The following is an 18,615-nucleotide window of genomic DNA, read 5'->3' on the forward strand; positions in this document are numbered from 1 at the left end:
AGGCGCCGTGAGCGAGACCGAGTACCGCATCGAGCACGACACGATGGGCGAGGTCCGCGTGCCGAGGGACGCGACCTACGCGGCCCAGACGCAGCGTGCGGTGGAGAACTTCCCGATCTCCGGACGCGGGCTCGACCCCCACCACATCGCGGCGCTCGGCCAGGTGAAGAAGGCGGCCGCCCGCGCCAACGCCGACCTCGGGGTGCTCGACGCCGAGATCGCCGCCGCCGTCGTCGCCGCGGCCGACCGCGTCATCGCCGGGGAGCTCGACGCCGACTTCCCGATCGACGTGTTCCAGACCGGCTCGGGCACGAGCTCGAACATGAACGCGAACGAGGTCATCGCGACGCTCGCGACCCGTGCGCTCGGCCGCACCGTCCACCCGAACGACCACGTCAACGCGTCGCAGTCCTCCAACGACGTGTTCCCGACCTCCGTCCACATCGCGGCGCTCGAGGCCGTGACGACGGTGCTCCTGCCCGGTCTCGAGCTGCTCGCCGACTCGCTCGAGGCCAAGGCGCGGGAGTTCGCCGACGTCGTGAAGTCCGGCCGGACCCACCTCATGGACGCGACGCCCGTGACGCTCGGCCAGGAGTTCGGCGGCTACGCGACGCAGGTGCGCTACGGCGTCGAGCGGGTGCGGGCGACCCTGCCGCGCCTGGGGGAGCTGCCGCAGGGCGGCACCGCCGTCGGGACGGGGATCAACACCCCCGCCGGCTTCCCGCAGAAGGTCATCGCCTACCTCGCGGAGCAGACGGGGCTGGCGGTGACCGAGGCGCCGAACCACTTCGAGGCGCAGAGCGCGATGGACTCCTTCGTCGAGACCTCGGGCGCGCTCAAGACCGTCGCGGTCTCGCTCACGAAGATCTGCAACGACCTGCGCTGGATGGGCTCGGGCCCGCGCGCCGGTCTCGGCGAGATCGCGCTGCCGGACCTGCAGCCCGGCTCGTCGATCATGCCCGGCAAGGTCAACCCCGTGCTGCCCGAGGCGACGCTCATGGTGTGCGCGCAGGTCATCGGCAACGACGCGACCATCACCTACGGCGGCGCCTCGGGGCTGTTCGAGCTCAACGTCATGATCCCGGTCATCGCCCGCAACGTCCTGGAGTCCACGACGCTGCTCGGCAACGCCGCGCGGGTCCTCGCGACGCGGTGCGTCGACGGCATCACGGCGAACGCCGAGCGCTGCCTGGAGCTGGCGGAGTCCTCGCCGTCGATCGTCACGCCGCTCAACCGGCTCATCGGCTACGAGGCCGCGGCCGCGATCGCGAAGAAGGCGGTCAAGGACGGCACGACGATCCGCCAGGCCGTCCTCGACCTCGGGTACGTCGAGCGGGGCGAGGTGACCGAGGAGCAGCTGGACGCCGCCCTCGACGTCACGGCGATGACGACGCCGCGGGCCTGAGCTCCCGGCCTGCGGCCCGCGGCCCGCGGCCTGCGGCCTGCGGCCTGCGGCCTGCGGCCCGCGGTCGCGCCGGTGCGGGACCGGGCGCTATGCGCCGTACGCGACGGGCCGCGCCACCGCGGCCCGTCGGGCCCGCTCGACCAGCGCGACGAGGAGCTCCGTCGGCGGCGCGTACCGGCCCCCGAGCGGCCACGCCAGGTCCGCCGGCTCCCGCTCGAACCCGTTCGAGGTCAGCCAGTCGTTGAAGCTCGACGCCCAGCGGTAGTGCGCCCGGATCTGCCGGTCGTGCAGCGCGTCGAGCGTCAGCTCGCCCAGCTCGGGGAACCGCCGGACGAGCGCGCCCAGCACGTCGAGCGTCGCGTCGACGTCCACGTCCGCCGCGTGCAGCTCGCCCGAGGCGACGACGCCGTAGAACGAGGCGAGGTCGCCGAGGCGTCGCTTGCCCGGGCGGTAGCGGTCGAGCGCGCGGTCCAGCACGAGCGGGTCGATCGCTGGCGAGGGCGCGCGGCCGATCCGCTCCGTCAGCGTCGGAAGGCCGTGCCGGTCGAGCTCGTACTCCAGGAGCGTGAGGTCGAAGCACGCGTTGTAGGCGACGACGGGGCAGTCCGCCGACATCGAGGCGGCGAGCAGCGAGGCGATCTCCTCCAGCGCCTCGCGCGGCTGGACGCCGTGTGCGCGGGCGTGCTCGGTGGTCACGCCGTGGATGGCGCTCGCGGCCTCGGGGATCTCGACGCCCGGGTCGATGAGCCACGTGCGGACCTGGGACAGCCCGCCGATGCCCGCGCGGATCACGAGCGCCGCCGTCACGATCCGGTCGGTGCGCACGTCGACGCCCGTCGTCTCCGTGTCGAAGCCGACGATCCGTCGCGTGGTCCACCCGGTCGATGAGTCCATGCCGACACTCAACCACCGACCTCCGACACGATGCGGGAGGGTCCAGCCCGTGTCCCTCGTCCGGCGCGGCGCGCCAGCTCCCCGGACGGCGAACCGAGGTGTCGGAGCTGGCGACTAGCCTGGTGGGGTGAGCAACGAGATCGAGATCGGCCGGGGCAAGCGGGGACGGCGCGCCTACACGTTCGACGACATCGCGGTCGTCCCGTCCCGCCGCACCCGCACGCCCAGCGACGTGTCGACCTCCTGGCAGATCGACGCCTACCACCAGGAGATCCCGGTGCTGGCGGCTCCGATGGACTCGGTCATGAGCCCGGCGACGGCGATCGAGCTGGGCCGGCTCGGCGGCATCGGCGTCCTCGACCTCGAGGGTCTGTGGACCCGCTACGAGGACCCGGCACCGCTCCTCGAGGAGATCTCGACGATCCCGTCGGGTGACGCGACGCGCCGGATGCAGGAGCTCTACGCCGCCCCGATCGTCCCCGACCTCATCACGCAGCGCATCCGCGAGATCCGCGAGGCCGGGGTGCCCGTCGCCGGCGCGCTCTCGCCGCAGCGCACGCAGGAGCTGTGGCGCACGGTCGTCGGCGCCGGTGTGGACCTGTTCGTCATCCGAGGGACGACGGTCTCGGCGGAGCACGTCTCCTCCTCGGCCGAGCCGCTCAACCTCAAGCGGTTCATCTACGAGCTCGACGTCCCGGTGATCGTCGGCGGCGCCTCCACCTACACGGCGGCGCTCCACCTCATGCGCACCGGCGCGGCCGGCGTCCTCGTCGGCTTCGGTGGCGGCGCGGCCCAGACCACCCGGATCACGCTCGGCATCCACGCGCCGATGGCGACGTCCGTCGCGGACGTGGCGGCGGCGCGGCGCGACTACATGGACGAGTCCGGCGGCCGGTACGTCCACGTCATCGCCGACGGGTCGGTCGGCCGCAGCGGCGACCTGGTCAAGGCGATCGCCTGCGGCGCCGACGCCGTCATGCTCGGGGCCGCGCTGGCCCGCGCCGTCGAGGCCCCCGGTCGCGGCTGGCACTGGGGGAGCGAGGCGCACCACCCCGACCTGCCGCGCGGCGAGCGCGTCCGCGTGGGGACGGTCGGCACGATGGAGGAGATCCTGTTCGGGCCGGGCGGCCGTGCCGACGGCACGCTCAACATCATCGGCGCGCTGCGCAAGGCCATGGCCACCACCGGCTTCTCGGACGTCAAGGAGTTCCAGCGGGTCGAGGTCGTCGTCTCGCCGTACGACCCCCGCTGACCGCCGGCCGATGCCCGACGACGCGAGACCGTTCGTGCTCGACCCCGTCGCCGGCGTGCGCATCGCTGGGCTCTCCGACGACGGGCCCGACGGTGTGGCGCCCGAGGACGTCGCGGCCGTCGTCGCCCTGTGGGAGGCGTGCGGACTGACGCGGCCGTGGAACCCGCCCGAGCGCGACCTCGCCGACGCGCTGGCGTCGCCCGCCTCGACCGTGCTCGTCGCCCGCGCGACCGGTGACGACGCGAGCGTGGCAGGCGGCCTCGTCGGCACGGTCCTCGCCGGCTACGACGGCCACCGCGGCTGGCTCTACTACCTCGCCGTCGCACCCGGGCTGCGGGGCGCGGGGATCGCCCGGGCGCTGATCGCGGCGGCCGAGGCCTGGCTCGCCGAGCGCGGCGCGCGCAAGGTCCAGCTCATGGTGCGCCGGGGCAACCCCGCCGCGTCCCTCTACCCGCACCTGGGCTACGAGCCGCAGGACACGGAGGTCTACGGCCGCTGGCTCTGACCGCGCACGACCCGCCGCCGCTGACTGGACGCTGCTCCGCGCGCAGCCCGGCCGGTCGCCGCTGACACGCGGGCCGCCGGGCCGGTCGACCCCGGTGCCACGCGAGAGCATCAGCCCCGGACGACCGCCTCGATGATGCCCGTTTTCGTTGGACACGAGACCCGACTCTGCCCGTTTAAGTGGAATCGCTTGACAGAAACCACACAGTCGGGCATTGTCGGGTGTGTCGACGATGGCCGTCGGCGAGAACGCACCAGCGGCGCATCGATGCGCCGGAAGGAGCAGCCGTGTACGCACCGGAACGTCACGCCGAGATCGTGATGCTGGCGCGCGCGGACGGCCGGGTCGACGTCACGGCCCTCGCCGCCAGGTTCGACGTCGCGACCGAGACGATCCGACGCGACCTCACCGCGCTCGAGCGCCGGGGCCTGCTGCGGCGCGTGCACGGCGGCGCGGTCGCGCTCGAGCGACTCCCGTTCGAGCCGACCGTCGTGGAGCGCGACGCCGTCCACACGGCACAGAAGGACGCCATCGCCCAGGCCGCGCTGGCCGAGATCGGCGACGCGACGACGATCCTCATCGACGGGGGGACGACGACGGCGCGTCTCGTCCAGGTCCTGCCGACCGATCGACAGCTCACCGTCATCACGCAGGCGATCCCGATCGCGAACGCGCTCGCGCAGCGCGACAACGTCACGTTGCTCGTCGTCGGCGGCACGACGCGCGGAACCACCCTCACGAACGTCGGCCCCTGGGCCACCTCCGCGATCTCGACGCTCACGACCGACCTCGCCTTCCTTGGGACCAACGGGCTGACGCTGGAGCGCGGGCTCTCGACCCGCGACGTCGCCGAGGCCGAGGTGAAGAGGGCCATCACCGGCGCGGCCCGGCGCGTCGTCGTCCTGGCCGACCACAGCAAGATCGGTCACGACGAGCTCGTCACCTTCGCCCAGCTCGAGGCCGTCGACACGATCGTGACCGATGCCGCCGTCGACGCCCATCTGGCATCCGAGATCGCCGCAGCCGGCGTGGAGGTCGTTCGCGCATGATCATCACCCTGACCCCCAACCCGTCGGTCGACCGGGCCTACGACCTGGACGTGCTCCAGCTCGGCGAGGTCAACAGGGCCGACGCGGTCCACGTCGACGCCGGCGGCAAGGGCATCAACGTCTCCCGCGCGCTGGCCGCGAACGACGTCCAGACGCTCGCCGTCCTCCCGGTCGGCGGTCACGACGGCGACCTGCTCGTCGCGCTGCTCGAGCCGACCGGCGTCGCCGTCCGCGCGGTGCCACTGCCCGGACGGACGCGCTCGAACGTCACGCTCCAGGTCGCCTCCGGCGTCACCACCAAGGTGAACGCGCCCGGCCCGGTGCTCGACGACGCAGGCCAGGCCGAGCTGTTCGCCGCCGTCGCCGCCGCGGTCGGGCCGGGCGACGTCGTCGTCGGCGCCGGCAGCCTCCCGCGGGGAGCCAACGACCGGTTCTACGTCGCCCTCGGCGAGGTGGTCCGCGCAGCCGGAGCCCACCTCGTCCTCGACACGTCCGGTCCGGCGTTCGACGCGGCCGTCGCCGTCGGCGGGCTCGCGCTCGTCAAGCCCAACGACGAGGAGCTCGCCGAGCTCGCCGGACGCCCCCTGCCGACCGTCGGGGACGTCGTGGCCGCGGCGCGGGAGGTGGTGGCGCTCGGCACGACGCGCGTGCTGGTGAGCCTCGGCTCGCACGGCGCCCTGCTCGTGTCCGCCGACGCCGCCTGCTGGGCCGGCGGCCCGGCCCTCGTCCCCGCCTCGACGGTGGGCGCGGGCGACACGACGCTCGCCGGGTTCCTCGCCGCCTCGGGCGGCGACCTCGACCAGGTCGACGACGCGGAGTGCCTGCGCACCGCCGTCGCCTGGGGCCGCGCGGCGGTCCTCCTGCCGGGCACGGCCGTTCCGACCCCCGACCTCATCGACGCGCGCGCCGTCCGCGTCGACCTCGACCTCGACCCCACCACCCCCATCAAGGAGCTGTAACCATGTCTGACACCCTCATCACCGCCGATCTGGTCGCCGTCGGGCTGGACGCCGTCGACAAGGACGCCGTCATCGAGGCCCTCGCGGGCAGGCTCGCGGCCGCCGGCCGAGTGACGGACGCCGCTGCGTTCGTCGCGGACGTCACGGCCCGCGAGGCGCAGACCGCCACCGGCATGCCGGGCAACATCGGCCTGCCGCACGCCAAGTCCGCCGCCGTCACCGTGCCGTCCCTCGCCGTTGCGACCGTCCCCGGCGGCGTCGACTTCGCCGGCCCCGACGGCCCGGCGACGCTGGTGTTCCTCATCGCCGCCCCCGCCGAGGGCGCGAACGAGCACCTCCAGATCCTCGCGAAGCTCGCCCGCAAGCTGGTCAACCCCGCCTTCACCGGCTCGATCCGCGACGCCGCGGACGCCGACGCCGTCGCCGCGATCGTCACCGAGGCGGTGTCCTGACCATGAAGTTCGTCGCAGTCAGCTCGTGCCCAACGGGCATCGCCCACACGTACATGGCCGCCGAGGCCCTCGAGCAGGCCGGGCGCGCCGCCGGCCACGAGGTCGTCGTCGAGACGCAGGGCTCGATCGGGACCGACGAGATCCCGCTCAGCGTCATCCAGGACGCCGACGGCGTCATCTTCGCCGCCGACCTCGAGGTCAAGGGCAAGGAGCGGTTCGCGGGCAAGCCGACCATCAGCGTCGGCGTGAAGCGCGCCGTGCACGAGCCGGCCAAGGTGATCGACGAGGCCGTCGCCGCCGTGGCGAGCGGCGTCGCGACCCCCGCGGCCAGCGCGCCGGTCCCCACCTCGTCGGGGCCGGCCGACAGCGGGCTCTCACGCGTCCGCAAGCAGCTCATGACCGGCGTCTCGTACATGATCCCGTTCGTCGCCGCCGGCGGCATCCTCATCGCCATCTCGTTCATGCTCGCCCAGGTGGCCTGGGGCGGCGCCGAGGGTGCCATCGAGGTCACGGCCGCCGACCAGGTGGCGGTCTTCTCCGACTTCGACCTCGGCTCGCTGCAGCACTGGTCGATCGTGCTGCTGGCCACCGGTCAGCTCGCCTTCGGCTTCCTCGTCCCCGTGCTGTCCGGCTACATCGCGTTCGCGATCGCCGACCGGCCGGGCCTCGTTCCGGGATTCGTCGGCGGCGCCGCGTCGGTGCTCGTCGGCGCGGGCTTCCTCGGGGGTCTCCTCACCGGCTTCGCGGCCGGCTTCCTCGCCCTGTGGATCAGCCGGTGGAAGGTGCACAAGGGCGTTCGGGGCATCATGCCGGTCGTCGTCATCCCCCTGCTGTCCTCGCTCGGTATCGGCATCCTCATGCTGGTCCTGATCGGCCGCCCGATCGCCGCGCTGATGGGCGGGCTCACGTCGTGGCTCGAGGGCCTGTCCGGGGGCTCGATCGTCCTGCTCGGCGTCCTGCTCGGAGCCATGATGGGCTCCGACCTCGGCGGCCCGATCAACAAGGTGGCGTACACGTTCGCTGTCACGGGCCTCGCGACGCAGGGACTCGCGAGCGACGCCGCCCAGTACAAGATCATGGCGGCCGTCATGGCGGCTGGCATGGTCGCCCCGCTCGGCATGGCCCTCGCGTCGACGGTCCGGAAGAAGCTCTTCACGCCGATCGAGCGGGAGAACGGCAAGGCGAGCTGGTTGCTCGGCGCCTCGTTCATCTCCGAGGGCGCCATCCCGTTCGCGGCCGCCGACCCCTGGCGCGTCATCGTCTCCTCGATCGCCGGCTCGGCGGTCACCGGGGGCCTCGTCATGGCGTTCGGATCGACGCTGGTCGCTCCGCACGGCGGCGTGTGGGTGCTCCCGCTCATCGGGAACCCGTTCCTCTTCCTCCTTGCCGTCGCCGCGGGGACCTGCGTCACCGCGGGTGCCATCATCGTCCTGAAGTCGATGCGCGCCACGTCCGCGGTCAAGGAGGAGGCCGCCGCCGCCGTGGCCGCGGCCTGACGTCCACCCGCCCGTCCCACCTCGTCCCAGCACAGTCGCTGCCCTACCCCAAGGAGTCACCACATGGCCAGCCGCACCGTCGTCGTCGGTTCGTCCTCCGGGCTGCACGCCCGCCCCGCCGCACTCGTGAGCCAGGCCGCTGCGGCCGCCGCCCCCGCGACCGTCCTCATCGGCCGGCCGGGGGAGGACGGGGTCGATGCCTCGAGCGTCCTGCTCCTCATGTCGCTCGGGATCGCCGCGGGTGAGGAGGTCGTCCTCGCGAGCGACGACGACGCCGCGCTCGACCGCCTCGCCGAGCTCGTCGCCACGGACCTGGACGCCTCGTGAGCGCGCGGGTGCTGCCCGGCGTCGGCGTCGGACGTCGCGCCGTCGTCGGGCCGGTCGTCCAGGTCCGCGAGCCGGTCCGGCCGGCGTCGGACGCCGTGATCGAGCGGGACGGCGCCCCCGTCCCGCACGACGAGCTGCCCGACGTCGTCGGAGCCGCGTTCGCGACCGTCTCGGCGGACCTCGCGGCCCGTGCCGAGCGCGCCTCCGGGAGCATGGGCGAGGTGCTGGCGGCGACGGCGCAGATCGCGGCCGACCCCGCCCTGCTGACCGGGACGCGCAAGGAGCTCAGCACCGGGACGCCCCCCGTCGCGGCCGTGGAGAAGACCATCGGCGGCTTCATCGAGATGTTCACGGCGATGGGCGGCCTCATGGCCGAGCGCGTCACCGACCTCGCCTCGGTGCGCGACCGCGTCGTCGCCGTCCTCGTCGGGGCTCCGCTGCCGGGCGTGCCCGAGCTGGCCGAGCCGAGCGTCGTCGTCGCCCGCGACCTGGCGCCGGCGGACACGGCGGCCCTCGACCTCGACCGCGTCCTCGCCATCGTCACGGAGCTCGGCGGCCCGACGGGCCACACGGCGATCATCGCCGGGCAGCTCGGCATCCCGTGCCTCGTCCGGGTGACGGGGGCCGGCGACGTGCCCGACGGCACCCGCGTGCTCGTCGACGCGCGCGCCGGGCGCCTCGTCGTCGACCCGGACGACGAGGACGTCGCCGCGATCCGGCGGCTGGCCGACGCCGAGCTGGCGCTCGAGGAGGACACGGCCCCCGGGGCGACGGCGGACGGCCACCCGGTCGACCTGCTCGTCAACATCGGGACCGCCGCCGACGCCGAGCGGGCGGCGGCCGCGACGGACGCGCGCGCGGTCGCCGGCTCCGGCCTGTTCCGGACCGAGGTGCTGTTCCTCGACGCGACGGCCGCCCCGAGCGTCGCGGCTCAGGCCGCCGAGTACACGGCGGCGCTCGCGGCGTTCGGCGGGCGCAAGGTCGTCGTCCGCACCCTCGACGCCGGCGCGGACAAGCCGCTGGCCTTCGCCACGCTCGCCGACGAGGAGAACCCGGCGCTCGGCGTCCGCGGCTACCGGATCGGGCGCGTCCACCCGCGGCTGCTGACCGAGCAGCTCGCGGCGCTCGGGCAGGCGGCGGCCGAGACCGGGACGCAGCCGTGGGTGATGGCCCCGATGATCGCGACGCCGCAGGAGGCCGCGGAGTTCGCGGCGTCGGCCCGCGCCGCGGGGCTCACCCGCGTCGGCGTCATGATCGAGGTGCCCGCGGCGGCGCTGCGCGCCGAGGCCGTGCTTGCCGAGGTGGACTTCGTCTCGCTCGGGACGAACGACCTCGCGCAGTACACGATGGCGACGGACCGGCTGGCCGGCCAGCTCGTCGACCTGCTCGACCCGTGGCAGCCCGCCGTCCTCGAGCTCGTCGCGACGACCGCGCGGGCCGGGCGCGCGCTGGGGAAGCCGGTCGGGGTGTGCGGGGAGTCGGCCGGGGACCCGCTCATGGCGCTCGTCCTCACGGGCCTCGGCGTCACCAGCCTGTCGATGTCGCTCGGGTCGGTGCCCGCCGTGCGCTACGCGCTGCGCCGGCACACGCTCGCGCAGTGCGAGGCCATGGCGGAGGCCGCGCTCAGTGCCGCGTCGGCGACGCAGGGGCGCGCCGCCGTCGTCGATCTGCTCACCGAGGAGGCGCGTCGGCTCCTCGCGTGACGAGCATCACGTCGCCGTCGCGGGTGTGGCGTGCCCGGGCGGGCGGCGCGGGGACCTTCTTCCCCTTCGGCGCGCGACGGGAGACCCTAGCGTGGGAGATGCAGTGCCAGGGCGACCGGCGCCCGACAGACCAGTCAGCACAGGACCCAGCAGTCCCCTGAGTACCCGGAGGAAACCCATGGCCGACCGCGACCAGCTCGTTGCAGCGATCGAGGAGGCGACCTACGCCTCGTCCATCCACAACGCCCAGCCCTGGCGCTTCGAGATCCTCGGCGACTCGATCGCCGTGAGCCTCGACGCCGACGAGACGCCCCGCACCGTCGACCCGGTGGGTCGCTGGGCGCTCGCGTCGATCGGGGCGGTCGTCGCCAACCTCGAGCTCGCGCTCGTGGCGGCCACGGGCCAGGAGATCGCGACCGAGGTCCGCGTCGGCGACCTCGTGCCCGAGGGCGAGCTCGCCGGCGGGGCCGCGTACGCCGGTCGGCCGCTCGCCGTCCTCACGATCACGGACGTCCCGGCCGACGACGAGCGCCGCGCCGAGGCCGCGAGCCTCGGCGGCGCGATCCGCGAGCGGTTCACGACGCGCGAGCCGCTCACCGGCGGCGCCCCGACGCAGGTCGAGTGGGCGCAGATCGCCGCGGCCGTCCCCGGCTCGCAGGGCGTCATGGCGGCCCACGAGGCGCCGGAGTCGCTCGTCCGGGCGCTGCTGCGGCTCACGGCCGCGGCCGAGCTGGAGCGCCAGGACGACGCCGACTACCTCGAGGAGGTCGAGGCCTGGATCGAGCGCACGGAGAGCACGGGCATCCCGGCGGAGGCGGTCGGCCTGCCCGACGCCGAGGGCCGCATCCCGACCCGCGACTTCAACCAGACGCCGATGGGCTCGGCCGCGACGGGCGAGGCCACGTTCTTCGAGCACGACCCGGCGCTGCTCGTGCTGACGTCCGGCTCGGACGCCCCGCTCGACCAGTTCCTCGGCGGCTACGCGATGCAGCGCGCCATGCTGGCGGCCACCGCGATCGGGCTCGGCATCGGTGTGCTCGGCCAGGCGCTCGAGGAGGTCGACTCGCGCGCCGCGGTCGACGCGGCCGCGGGCGAGGCGCTCGGCGGTGACGTCGTGGTGCACCAGATCCTGCGTCTCGGCCACCCCGCGTCGCCGCTCACCCACCCCCGCACGCCGCGCCGCCCCGTGGCGGAGGTCATCCTCTAGTCCCTGCGGCTCCGGCCCGCGGTGGCCACGGCGACGCCCGTGGCCACCGCGGGGCCGCATGTTCGACGCAACCCGGCCCAGTGGTGGCCACCGCAACACCCGCGGCCACCGCGGGACCGCATGTTCGGTGCGACCCGGCCCGATGGTGGCCACGGCGCCACCCGGGGCTACAGCAGCACCCGTGGCCACCGTGGGACCGGATGCTCGGTGCGACCCGGCCCGATGGTGGCCACTGCAACACCCGTGGCCACGGCGCAACCGGATGCTCGATGCGACCCGGCCCTATCGTGGCCACGGCGCCACTCCCCGGCCACGGCATCGTTCGTGGCCACGTCACGACCGCATCCCGGACGTGAGACGGCCCAGTGGTGGCTACGGCAGCACCCTGGCCCTGGCCCAACCGGATGCTCGTTGTGACCCGGCCCTGTCGTGGCCACGGCGCCACTCCCGGCCACGGCATCGTCCGTGGCCACGTCACGACCGCATCCCGGACGTGAGACGGCCCGGTGGTGGACGCGGCGAACCGCGACCGCCACCGGGCCGTCGAGTGCTCGGTCGACTCAGATGACCTCGAGCACCTGGTGGGTGATCTCGAGCTCCTCGTTCGTCGGCACGACCAGCACCGTGACGCGGGCGCCGTCGGGCGAGATGACGCGCGGCTCCTTGGACCGGACGGCGTTGCGCTCGGGGTCGACCTCGATGCCCCACATCTCGAGCCCCTCGAGGGAGCGGGCGCGCACCACGTCGTCGTTCTCGCCGATCCCGGCCGTGAACGTGATGACGTCGAGCCGGCCGAGCTCCGCGTGGTAGGAGCCGACGTACTTCTTCAGCCGCAGCGCGTAGACGTCGAGCGCGAGCTGCGCGGCCGGGTCGCCGGCCTTGACGAGCTCGTCGAGCTCGCGCATGTCGGTGACGCCGGCGAGGCCCTTGACCCCGGACCGGCGGTTGAGCACGTCGTCGATCTCGTCGATCGACAGCCCGGCGTTGCGGTACAGGTGCACGACGACGGCCGGGTCGATGTCGCCCGTCCGCGTCCCCATGACCAGGCCCTCCAGCGGCGTCAGCCCCATGGACGTGTCGATCGGCGCACCGCCGCGCACCGCCGAGGCCGAGGCCCCGTTGCCGAGGTGGAGCACGATCTGGTTGAGGTCGGCGACGTCGCGGCCGAGGAACTCGGCCGCCGCCTTCGACACGTACTGGTGCGACGTGCCGTGGGCGCCGTAGCGGCGGACCTGGTGCTTCTCGGCCACCTCGCGGTCGAGGGCGTACGTCGCCGAGGCGGCGGGCAGGTTCGTGAAGAACGCCGTGTCGGCGACGATGACGTGCGGCACGTCCGGCAGCAGCCGGCGCGCCACGCGGATGCCCGTGAGGTTCGCGGGGTTGTGCAGCGGCGCCAGCGGCGCGAGCTCCGCCACGATCGCCTCGGCCGCGTCGTCGACCAGCGTCGGGCCGACGATCTGCGTCCCGCCGTGCACGACGCGGTGTCCGACCCCGACGATCCCGGCCTCGGCGAGCGAGGACGGGCCGAGCTCGTCGAACAGGCCGAGCATGACCTCGATGGCCACCTCGTGGTCGGGGATGGGGAGCTGGCGCGTGGTCTTCTCGCCGTTCGCCGTGTGGGCGACGTTCGAGTAGTCCTCGCCGATCCGGTCGATGAGACCGGTGGCGAGCGAGTCGCCCGTGTCGGCGTCGAGGAGCTGGTACTTCAGCGAGGACGAGCCGGAGTTGATGACGAGGACGGAGCGGGAGGTGCTCATGAAGGGGGTCAGTTCCTCTCCTCGTCCGGGGCGAGTGGCCCGGACGAGTCCTGTGCCTGGATCGCCGTGATGGCGACCGTCGTGATGATGTCCTTGACCGTAGCGCCTCGGGAGAGGTCGTTGACCGGCTTGGCCAGCCCCTGGAGCACCGGGCCGACGGCGACGGCGCCGGCCGAGCGCTGGACCGCCTTGTACGTGTTGTTGCCGGTGTTGAGGTCGGGGAAGATCAGCACCGTCGCCTGGCCCGCCACGGGGGAGCCCGGCATCTTGGCCGCGGCGACACCGGGGTCGACCGCCGCGTCGTACTGGATCGGTCCCTCGACGACGAGCTCCGGCGCCCGCTCGCGCACGAGCTCGGTCGCGCGGCGCACCTTGTCCACGTCCTCGCCCTTGCCGGAGGAGCCCGTGGAGTACGACAGCATCGCGATCCGCGGCTCGACGCCGAACTGCAGCGCCGAGCGGGCCGAGGAGATCGCGATGTCGGCGAGCTGCTCGGCGTTCGGGTCCGGGTTGACGGCGCAGTCGGCGTACACGAGCACCTGGTCGGCGAGGCACATGAAGAAGCAGCCCGACACGACGGAGACGCCCGGCGTGGTCTTGATCGTCTCGAACGACGGCTTGATCGTGTGCGCCGTGGTGTGCGCGGCGCCCGACACCATGCCGTCGGCGTAGCCGAGGTGCACCATGAGCGTGCCGAAGTACGACACGTCCTGGACGATCTCGCGCGCGCGCTCGACCGTCATCCCCTTGTGCTTGCGCAGCTCGGTGTAGACCTGCGCGAACTCCTCCAGGTAGGCGGAGGTGGCCGGGTCGAGGATCGTTGCCTCGGCGATGTCGAGGCCGAGCTCGCCGGCCCGCTGGCGGACGGCCGACTCGACGCCGAGGATCGTCAGCCGGGCGACGCCGCGGGACAGGACCGTCGACGCGGCCCGCAGCACGCGGTCGTCGTCGCCCTCGGGCAGGACGATGTGGCGCTTCTGCGCCCGCGCCCGCTCGTAGAGCATGTGCTCGAACATGAGCGGGGTGACGACCTTGACCGGCTCGACGTCGAGCGCCGCGAGCACGACGGCCGGGTCGACCGTCTCCTCGAACGTCCTGCGCGCCAGGTCGATCTTGCGCTGCGAGCCCGTGGCGAGCGTGCCGCGCGTCGCGGCGACGGCGGTCGCCGCGGTGAACGTCCCGAGCTCGGTGCGCAGGATCGGCAGGCTCCGCGCGAGGGAGGAGACGAGGTTGCGGACGTTCGGCTTCAGCTCCTCCGGGCCGTTGAGCGCCACGCCGGACAGCGTCGGGAAGTCGGGGGAGGAGTGCGCGGCGAGGAGCGCGACGATCGCGTCGGACCGGTCCGACGGCGTGATGACGAACGAGCCCTCCTTGAGCCGCTCGATGAGGTGCTCGATGCCCATGGCTCCGACGAGCATGTGCTCGGCCTCGCGGTCGAGGAGCTCCTCGTCGCCGACGAGCAGGTGGGCGTCGAGCACGCGCATGACGTCCCGCACCGACGGCGAGGACAGCAGCGAGATCTCCGGGAACGTGAACGCCGGGATCCCCTCGGAGCTCAGCTCGGCGGCGATCGCGCGCTGGTCCTGCGGCGCGCACCGGTTGGCGAACACCGCGGCGACGTGCGCGTGGTGCGCGAGGATCTCGGCGATGGCGACATCCGCGACCTGCTTCACCTGGGCCGGCGTGCGCTCGCGGGCGCCGACGGCCAGGACGACGGGCGCGTTGAGGTTCGCCGCGATCGTCGCGTTGAAAGCGAGCTCGGTCGGGCCGGCGACGTCGGTGTAGTCCGAGCCGACGGCGACCAGCACCTCGCACCGCTCGGCCAGGGCGCGCGCCTTGGTGAGGATCGCGTCGAGCGCGGCCTCGGGGTCGGCGTGCACGTCGTCGTAGGTGACGCCGACGCAGTCCTCGTAGGTGAGGTCGACGCCGTCGTGCCGCAGGAGCACCTGCAGGACGCCGTCGTCGGGACCGCTCACCACGGGCCGGAACACCCCGACGCGCTGGACCCGCGTCGCGAACATGTCGATCAGCCCGAGGGCGATCGTCGACTTCCCGATGTTCCCCTCGGGCGCCGCGAGGTAGACCGTGCGTGCCTTCACTCGTTGTCTCCACCTGTCGAAAGAGTTGCGTTGATACCTGTGCTGCCGTCGTCGCCGGTGGCCGCGGGGGCGGTCGCGTCCGGCCACACCCACTCGGCGATCTCGGGCAGGTCCTCGCCGTGCGCCCGCGTGTACGCCCGCGCCTCGATCCGCTTGTCCGCCATGCGCTGGCGCAGGCCCGCGTAGCGGGCGGCCAGGCCGGGGACCCGGTCGATGACGTCGATGACGAGCCGGAACCGGTCGAGGTCGTTGAGCATCACCATGTCGAAGGGCGTCGTCGTCGTGCCCTCCTCCTTGTAGCCGCGCACGTGGATGTTCGCGTGGTTCGTGCGGCGGTAGGTGAGGCGGTGGATGAGCCACGGGTAGCCGTGGTAGGCGAAGATGACCGGCCGGTCCGTCGTGAAGTAGGAGTCGAAGTCCCGGTCGGACAGGCCGTGCGGGTGCTCCGACTCGCTGTTGAGCCGCATGAGGTCGACGACGTTCACGACGCGCACCCGCAGGTCCGGGACGTTGCGGCGCAGCAGGTCGGCCGCCGCGAGCGCCTCGAGCGTCGGGACGTCACCGGCGCAGGCCAGCACGACGTCGGGCTCCTCGCCGTCGACCTCCGACCCGGCCCACTCCCAGATGCCGAGGCCGCGCGTGCAGTGCGCGATCGCCTCGTCCATCGTGAGGTACTGCGGGGCCGGCTGCTTGCCCGCGACGACGACGTTGACGTAGTCGCGGCTGCGCAGGCAGTGGTCGTAGGTGGACAGGAGCGTGTTGGCGTCGGCCGGCAGGTAGACGCGGACGACCTCGGGCTTCTTGTTGACGACGTGGTCGATGAAGCCGGGGTCCTGGTGGCTGAAGCCGTTGTGGTCCTGGCGCCAGACGTGGCTCGACAGCAGGTAGTTGAGCGAGGAGATCGGACGGCGCCACGGGATCTCCCGCGTCACCTTGAGCCACTTCGCGTGCTGGTTGAGCATCGAGTCGATGATGTGGATGAAGGCCTCGTAGCAGTTGAACAGGCCGTGCCGGCCGGTCAGGAGGTACCCCTCGAGCCAGCCCTGGCACTGGTGCTCCGAGAGCATCTCGACGACGCGGCCGTCGACGCCCAGGTGCTCGTCCGTGTCCTCGCCCGCGTGCAGCTCGGCGTTCCACGCCTTGTCGGTCGCGCCGAACACCGCCTGCAGCCGGTTCGACGCGGTCTCGTCCGGACCGAAGATGCGGAAGTTCGTCGGGTTGAGCCGGATGACCTCGCGCAGCCACTCGCCGAGGACGCGGGTGTTCTCGTGCAGGCCGGAGCCCGGCGTCGGCACGTCGACCGCGAACTCGCGGAAGTCCGGCAGGCGCAGGTCGTGCATGAGGAGGCCGCCGTTGGCGTGCGGGTTGTCGCTCATCCGGAGCTGGCCGGCGGGGGTGATTGCCTCGATGTCGTCGTCGACCCGGCCGTCGTCGTCGAACAGCTCCTCGGGGCGGTAGGACGCGAGCCAGTCCGCGAGGACCTGGAGGTGCTCGGGGGTGTCCCGTGCGCTCGCGAGCGGCACCTGGTGGGCGCGCCAGGAGCCCTCGGCGCGCTTGCCGTCGATGTACTCGGGGCAGGTCCAGCCCTTGGGCGTGCGGAAGATGATCATCGGCCACATCGGACGGGACGTGTCGCCGGCCGCCGCGCGCTCCTTGATCGCGACGATCTCGTCGAGGACCTGGTCGAGCAGGACGGCGAACCGCCGGTGGATCGAGACGGGGTCCTCGTCGTCGAACCCGGCGACGAACTCGTGCGGTGTGTGGCCGTAGCCGCGCATGAGGTCGCGCAGCTCGTCGTCGCCGATCCGGGCGAGCACGGTCGGGTTCGCGATCTTGTACCCGTTGAGGTGGAGGATCGGCAGGACGACGCCGTCGGTGGCCGGGTCGACGAACTTGTTCGAGTGCCACGACGTCGCGAGCGGGCCGGTCTCCGCCTCGCCGTCGCCGACGACCGCGAGGACGAGCAGGTCCGGGTTGTCGAACGCGGCGCCGTAGGCGTGGCTCAGCGCGTAGCCGAGCTCACCGCCCTCGTGGATCGAGCCCGGCGTCTCGGGCGCGACGTGGCTGGGGATGCCGCCCGGGAAGGAGAACTGGCGGAACAGCCGGCGCAGGCCCTCGGCGTCGCGCGTGATGTCCGTGTAGGTCTCCGAGTACGTGCCGTCGAGGTAGGCGCCCGCGACGAGGCCGGGCCCGCCGTGGCCGGGGCCCGTGATGTAGATGGTCGAGAGGTCGCGCTCCTTGATCGCCCGGTTGGCGTGCGCGTAGAGGAAGGTGAGCCCCGGCGTCGTGCCCCAGTGGCCGAGCAGGCGGGGCTTCACGTCCTCGCGCGTCAGGGGCGTGCGCAGGAGCGGGTTGTCGAGGAGGTAGATCTGCCCCACCGACAGGTAGTTGGCGGCGCGCCACCAGCGGTCGATGCGGTGGAGGGTGGTGTCGTCGAGCGGCGTGGCCGGGCGGTAGCGCCAGCCGGTGGCGGTCGACGAGTCCGTGGTGGGCTCGGGCGTGTGCTCGGGGGTGTGCTCCGCTGCTGCCATGGGGTCTAGCCTGCCCTGTTTTCCCGGCTCGCACGAGGGACGTTCGCCCCCTCGCCGTCCGCGCGCGGACTACCGCGGGTCCGGAGCCGGGGCTGCGGCCGGGGCCGGGCGGCGGTCGATGGCCTCGTCGCGGACCATCCGGTACCAGACGACGAGCGCGAACCCGGCGAACACGAACCACTCGGCGGCGTAGGCCAGGTTGCGCAGGTTCCCGCCGTCGTCGGTCTCCAGGGTCGGCCGGTCGAGCGTGACGAGCCCCGGGTCAGCCTCCGCCTGCACGACGTACACGTTGTAGATCGGCAGTCCCCAGACGCCGGCGAAGTACGCGGGGGAGAGCGAGGGCACCTCACCCTCGCGCGGGGGGGCGGGGACGTACGCCTCGCCGGCGGCGACCGAGCCGAGCAGCGTCACCTCGCCGGCGGGGGCCGGCGGGACGACGGGGCGCCCGTCGGCGTCGGCGGCCGCGTCCGTCGCGACGAAGCCGCGCACGACGACGACCCACGGCCGGTCGTCGCGGCCGGTCTCCCGCAGGGGGGTGACGACGAGGTCGCCCTCGACGCCGTCGACCGAGCGGCCGGGCACGAGAACCTCCAGCTCGGGGACGAACACGCCCGTCACCGTGACCGGCCGGCCCACGTCGCGGCCCATGAGGTGCGCCCCCGGCTCGACGACCTCGCCGAGCGGACGCGCCGCCGTGTGGGCGAGCTCCTCCGCCTGGGCCTGCGCCGCCGCCTGGGTCGTGGCGTAGGCGCGGTCGATCTGCCAGGCGCCGAGCCGCACGCAGACGATCGCCGCGACGACGAGGATCGCGAGCAGCCCGAGCATCCGCGGGGTGCGGGCCGCGTCGACGAGCTCGCGTCGCGTCGGCCGGGACCGCAGTCCCGGGCGGGTGGCGGCGCCGGGGTCCGTCGTCGGGTCCGACGGTGCCGACGCGGTGGTGCTCACCCGGCCAGCCTACGTCCGGGAGAGCACCACCGCC

The 18,615-nt window shown here is 73.4% G+C and carries 15 protein-coding genes; 10 read left to right on the forward strand and 5 right to left on the reverse strand.

The annotated features are described in order from the left end of the window. Positions 1 to 7: 7 nt before the first annotated feature. The gene (locus EDD28_RS09915) at positions 8 to 1,405 is read left to right on the forward strand and encodes a class II fumarate hydratase (RefSeq protein ID WP_123739458.1); all 1,398 of its coding nucleotides are present in this window, start codon (positions 8 to 10) and stop codon (positions 1,403 to 1,405) included. A gap of 87 nt (positions 1,406 to 1,492) precedes the next feature. Here the strand turns inward: EDD28_RS09915 and EDD28_RS09920 are convergent, their stop codons facing one another. After that, positions 1,493 to 2,299 carry an exonuclease domain-containing protein gene (locus tag EDD28_RS09920; protein WP_123739459.1) on the reverse strand — a complete coding sequence of 269 codons (807 nt, stop codon included), beginning with the start codon at positions 2,297 to 2,299 and terminating at the stop codon, positions 1,493 to 1,495. A 127-nt stretch (positions 2,300 to 2,426) separates the two neighbouring features. Here EDD28_RS09920 and EDD28_RS09925 point away from each other — a divergent pair, with 127 nt between their 5' ends. The 9 genes from EDD28_RS09925 to EDD28_RS09965 all read left to right on the forward strand — a co-directional run bounded on the left by EDD28_RS09925 (position 2,427) and on the right by EDD28_RS09965 (position 11,249). Next, positions 2,427 to 3,551, forward strand: a complete 1,125-nt coding sequence (locus EDD28_RS09925; RefSeq protein ID WP_123739460.1) for a GuaB3 family IMP dehydrogenase-related protein — start codon at positions 2,427 to 2,429, stop codon at positions 3,549 to 3,551. 10 nt (positions 3,552 to 3,561) lie between these two features. Further along, positions 3,562 to 4,056, forward strand: a complete 495-nt coding sequence (locus tag EDD28_RS09930; protein WP_123739461.1) for a GNAT family acetyltransferase — start codon at positions 3,562 to 3,564, stop codon at positions 4,054 to 4,056. A gap of 287 nt (positions 4,057 to 4,343) precedes the next feature. Next, on the forward strand, positions 4,344 to 5,105 hold the full coding sequence (locus tag EDD28_RS09935) for a DeoR/GlpR family DNA-binding transcription regulator (RefSeq protein ID WP_123739462.1): 762 nt from the start codon (positions 4,344 to 4,346) through the stop codon (positions 5,103 to 5,105). Beyond that, positions 5,102 to 6,064, forward strand: coding sequence for a 1-phosphofructokinase (pfkB, locus tag EDD28_RS09940; RefSeq protein WP_123739463.1), 963 nt, complete (start codon positions 5,102 to 5,104; stop codon positions 6,062 to 6,064). The genes EDD28_RS09935 and pfkB overlap by 4 nt, the downstream gene beginning before the upstream one ends. A 2-nt stretch (positions 6,065 to 6,066) precedes the next feature. Beyond that, positions 6,067 to 6,516, forward strand: a complete 450-nt coding sequence (locus EDD28_RS09945) for a PTS sugar transporter subunit IIA (protein ID WP_123739464.1) — start codon at positions 6,067 to 6,069, stop codon at positions 6,514 to 6,516. Between the two features lie 2 nt (positions 6,517 to 6,518). Next, a complete protein-coding gene (locus tag EDD28_RS09950; protein ID WP_123739465.1) occupies positions 6,519 to 8,012 on the forward strand; it encodes a PTS fructose transporter subunit IIC in 1,494 nt (497 codons plus the stop codon). 63 nt (positions 8,013 to 8,075) lie between these two features. Beyond that, positions 8,076 to 8,339 (forward strand): HPr family phosphocarrier protein, encoded by a 264-nt coding sequence (locus tag EDD28_RS09955; protein WP_123739466.1) that lies wholly within the window; start codon positions 8,076 to 8,078, stop codon positions 8,337 to 8,339. Further along, positions 8,336 to 10,042: a putative PEP-binding protein gene (locus tag EDD28_RS09960; protein ID WP_123739467.1), complete on the forward strand. Its 1,707-nt coding sequence runs from the start codon at positions 8,336 to 8,338 to the stop codon at positions 10,040 to 10,042. Before EDD28_RS09955 ends, EDD28_RS09960 begins: the two co-directional genes overlap by 4 nt. A 178-nt stretch (positions 10,043 to 10,220) precedes the next feature. Further along, entirely contained in the window at positions 10,221 to 11,249 is a 1,029-nt protein-coding gene (locus EDD28_RS09965) for a nitroreductase family protein (protein ID WP_123739468.1), read from the forward strand. Between the two features lie 560 nt (positions 11,250 to 11,809). Here the strand turns inward: EDD28_RS09965 and EDD28_RS09970 are convergent. The 4 genes from EDD28_RS09970 to EDD28_RS09985 all read right to left on the reverse strand — a co-directional run bounded on the left by EDD28_RS09970 (position 11,810) and on the right by EDD28_RS09985 (position 18,581). Further along, positions 11,810 to 13,006 (reverse strand): acetate kinase, encoded by a 1,197-nt coding sequence (locus EDD28_RS09970; protein ID WP_123739469.1) that lies wholly within the window; start codon positions 13,004 to 13,006, stop codon positions 11,810 to 11,812. An 8-nt stretch (positions 13,007 to 13,014) separates the two neighbouring features. Next, positions 13,015 to 15,105 (reverse strand): phosphate acetyltransferase, encoded by a 2,091-nt coding sequence (gene pta, locus EDD28_RS09975; RefSeq protein WP_123739470.1) that lies wholly within the window; start codon positions 15,103 to 15,105, stop codon positions 13,015 to 13,017. Then, on the reverse strand, positions 15,102 to 17,636 hold the full coding sequence (locus EDD28_RS09980) for a phosphoketolase family protein (RefSeq protein ID WP_123739471.1): 2,535 nt from the start codon (positions 17,634 to 17,636) through the stop codon (positions 15,102 to 15,104). The genes pta and EDD28_RS09980 overlap by 4 nt, the downstream gene beginning before the upstream one ends. A gap of 69 nt (positions 17,637 to 17,705) precedes the next feature. Continuing rightward, complete coding sequence (locus EDD28_RS09985; protein ID WP_123739472.1) at positions 17,706 to 18,581, reverse strand: SURF1 family protein; 876 nt, start codon at positions 18,579 to 18,581, stop codon at positions 17,706 to 17,708. Positions 18,582 to 18,615: the final 34 nt, after the last annotated feature.

It is taken from the genome of Salana multivorans (assembly GCF_003751805.1).
Lineage (GTDB): Bacteria > Actinomycetota > Actinomycetes > Actinomycetales > Beutenbergiaceae > Salana > Salana multivorans.

Excerpts from the sequence above, each read along its gene's own strand:
- EDD28_RS09950 (WP_123739465.1), top strand. The coding sequence starts at position 6,519 with ATGAAGTTCGTCGCAGTCAGCTCGTGCCCAACGGGCATCGCCCACACG.
- EDD28_RS09970 (WP_123739469.1), bottom strand. The coding sequence starts at position 13,006 with ATGAGCACCTCCCGCTCCGTCCTCGTCATCAACTCCGGCTCGTCCTCG.
- EDD28_RS09980 (WP_123739471.1), bottom strand. The coding sequence starts at position 17,636 with ATGGCAGCAGCGGAGCACACCCCCGAGCACACGCCCGAGCCCACCACG.
- EDD28_RS09930 (WP_123739461.1), top strand. The coding sequence starts at position 3,562 with ATGCCCGACGACGCGAGACCGTTCGTGCTCGACCCCGTCGCCGGCGTG.
- EDD28_RS09955 (WP_123739466.1), top strand. The coding sequence starts at position 8,076 with ATGGCCAGCCGCACCGTCGTCGTCGGTTCGTCCTCCGGGCTGCACGCC.
- pfkB (WP_123739463.1), top strand. The coding sequence starts at position 5,102 with ATGATCATCACCCTGACCCCCAACCCGTCGGTCGACCGGGCCTACGAC.
- EDD28_RS09945 (WP_123739464.1), top strand. The coding sequence starts at position 6,067 with ATGTCTGACACCCTCATCACCGCCGATCTGGTCGCCGTCGGGCTGGAC.
- EDD28_RS09965 (WP_123739468.1), top strand. The coding sequence starts at position 10,221 with ATGGCCGACCGCGACCAGCTCGTTGCAGCGATCGAGGAGGCGACCTAC.
- EDD28_RS09920 (WP_123739459.1), bottom strand. The coding sequence starts at position 2,299 with ATGGACTCATCGACCGGGTGGACCACGCGACGGATCGTCGGCTTCGAC.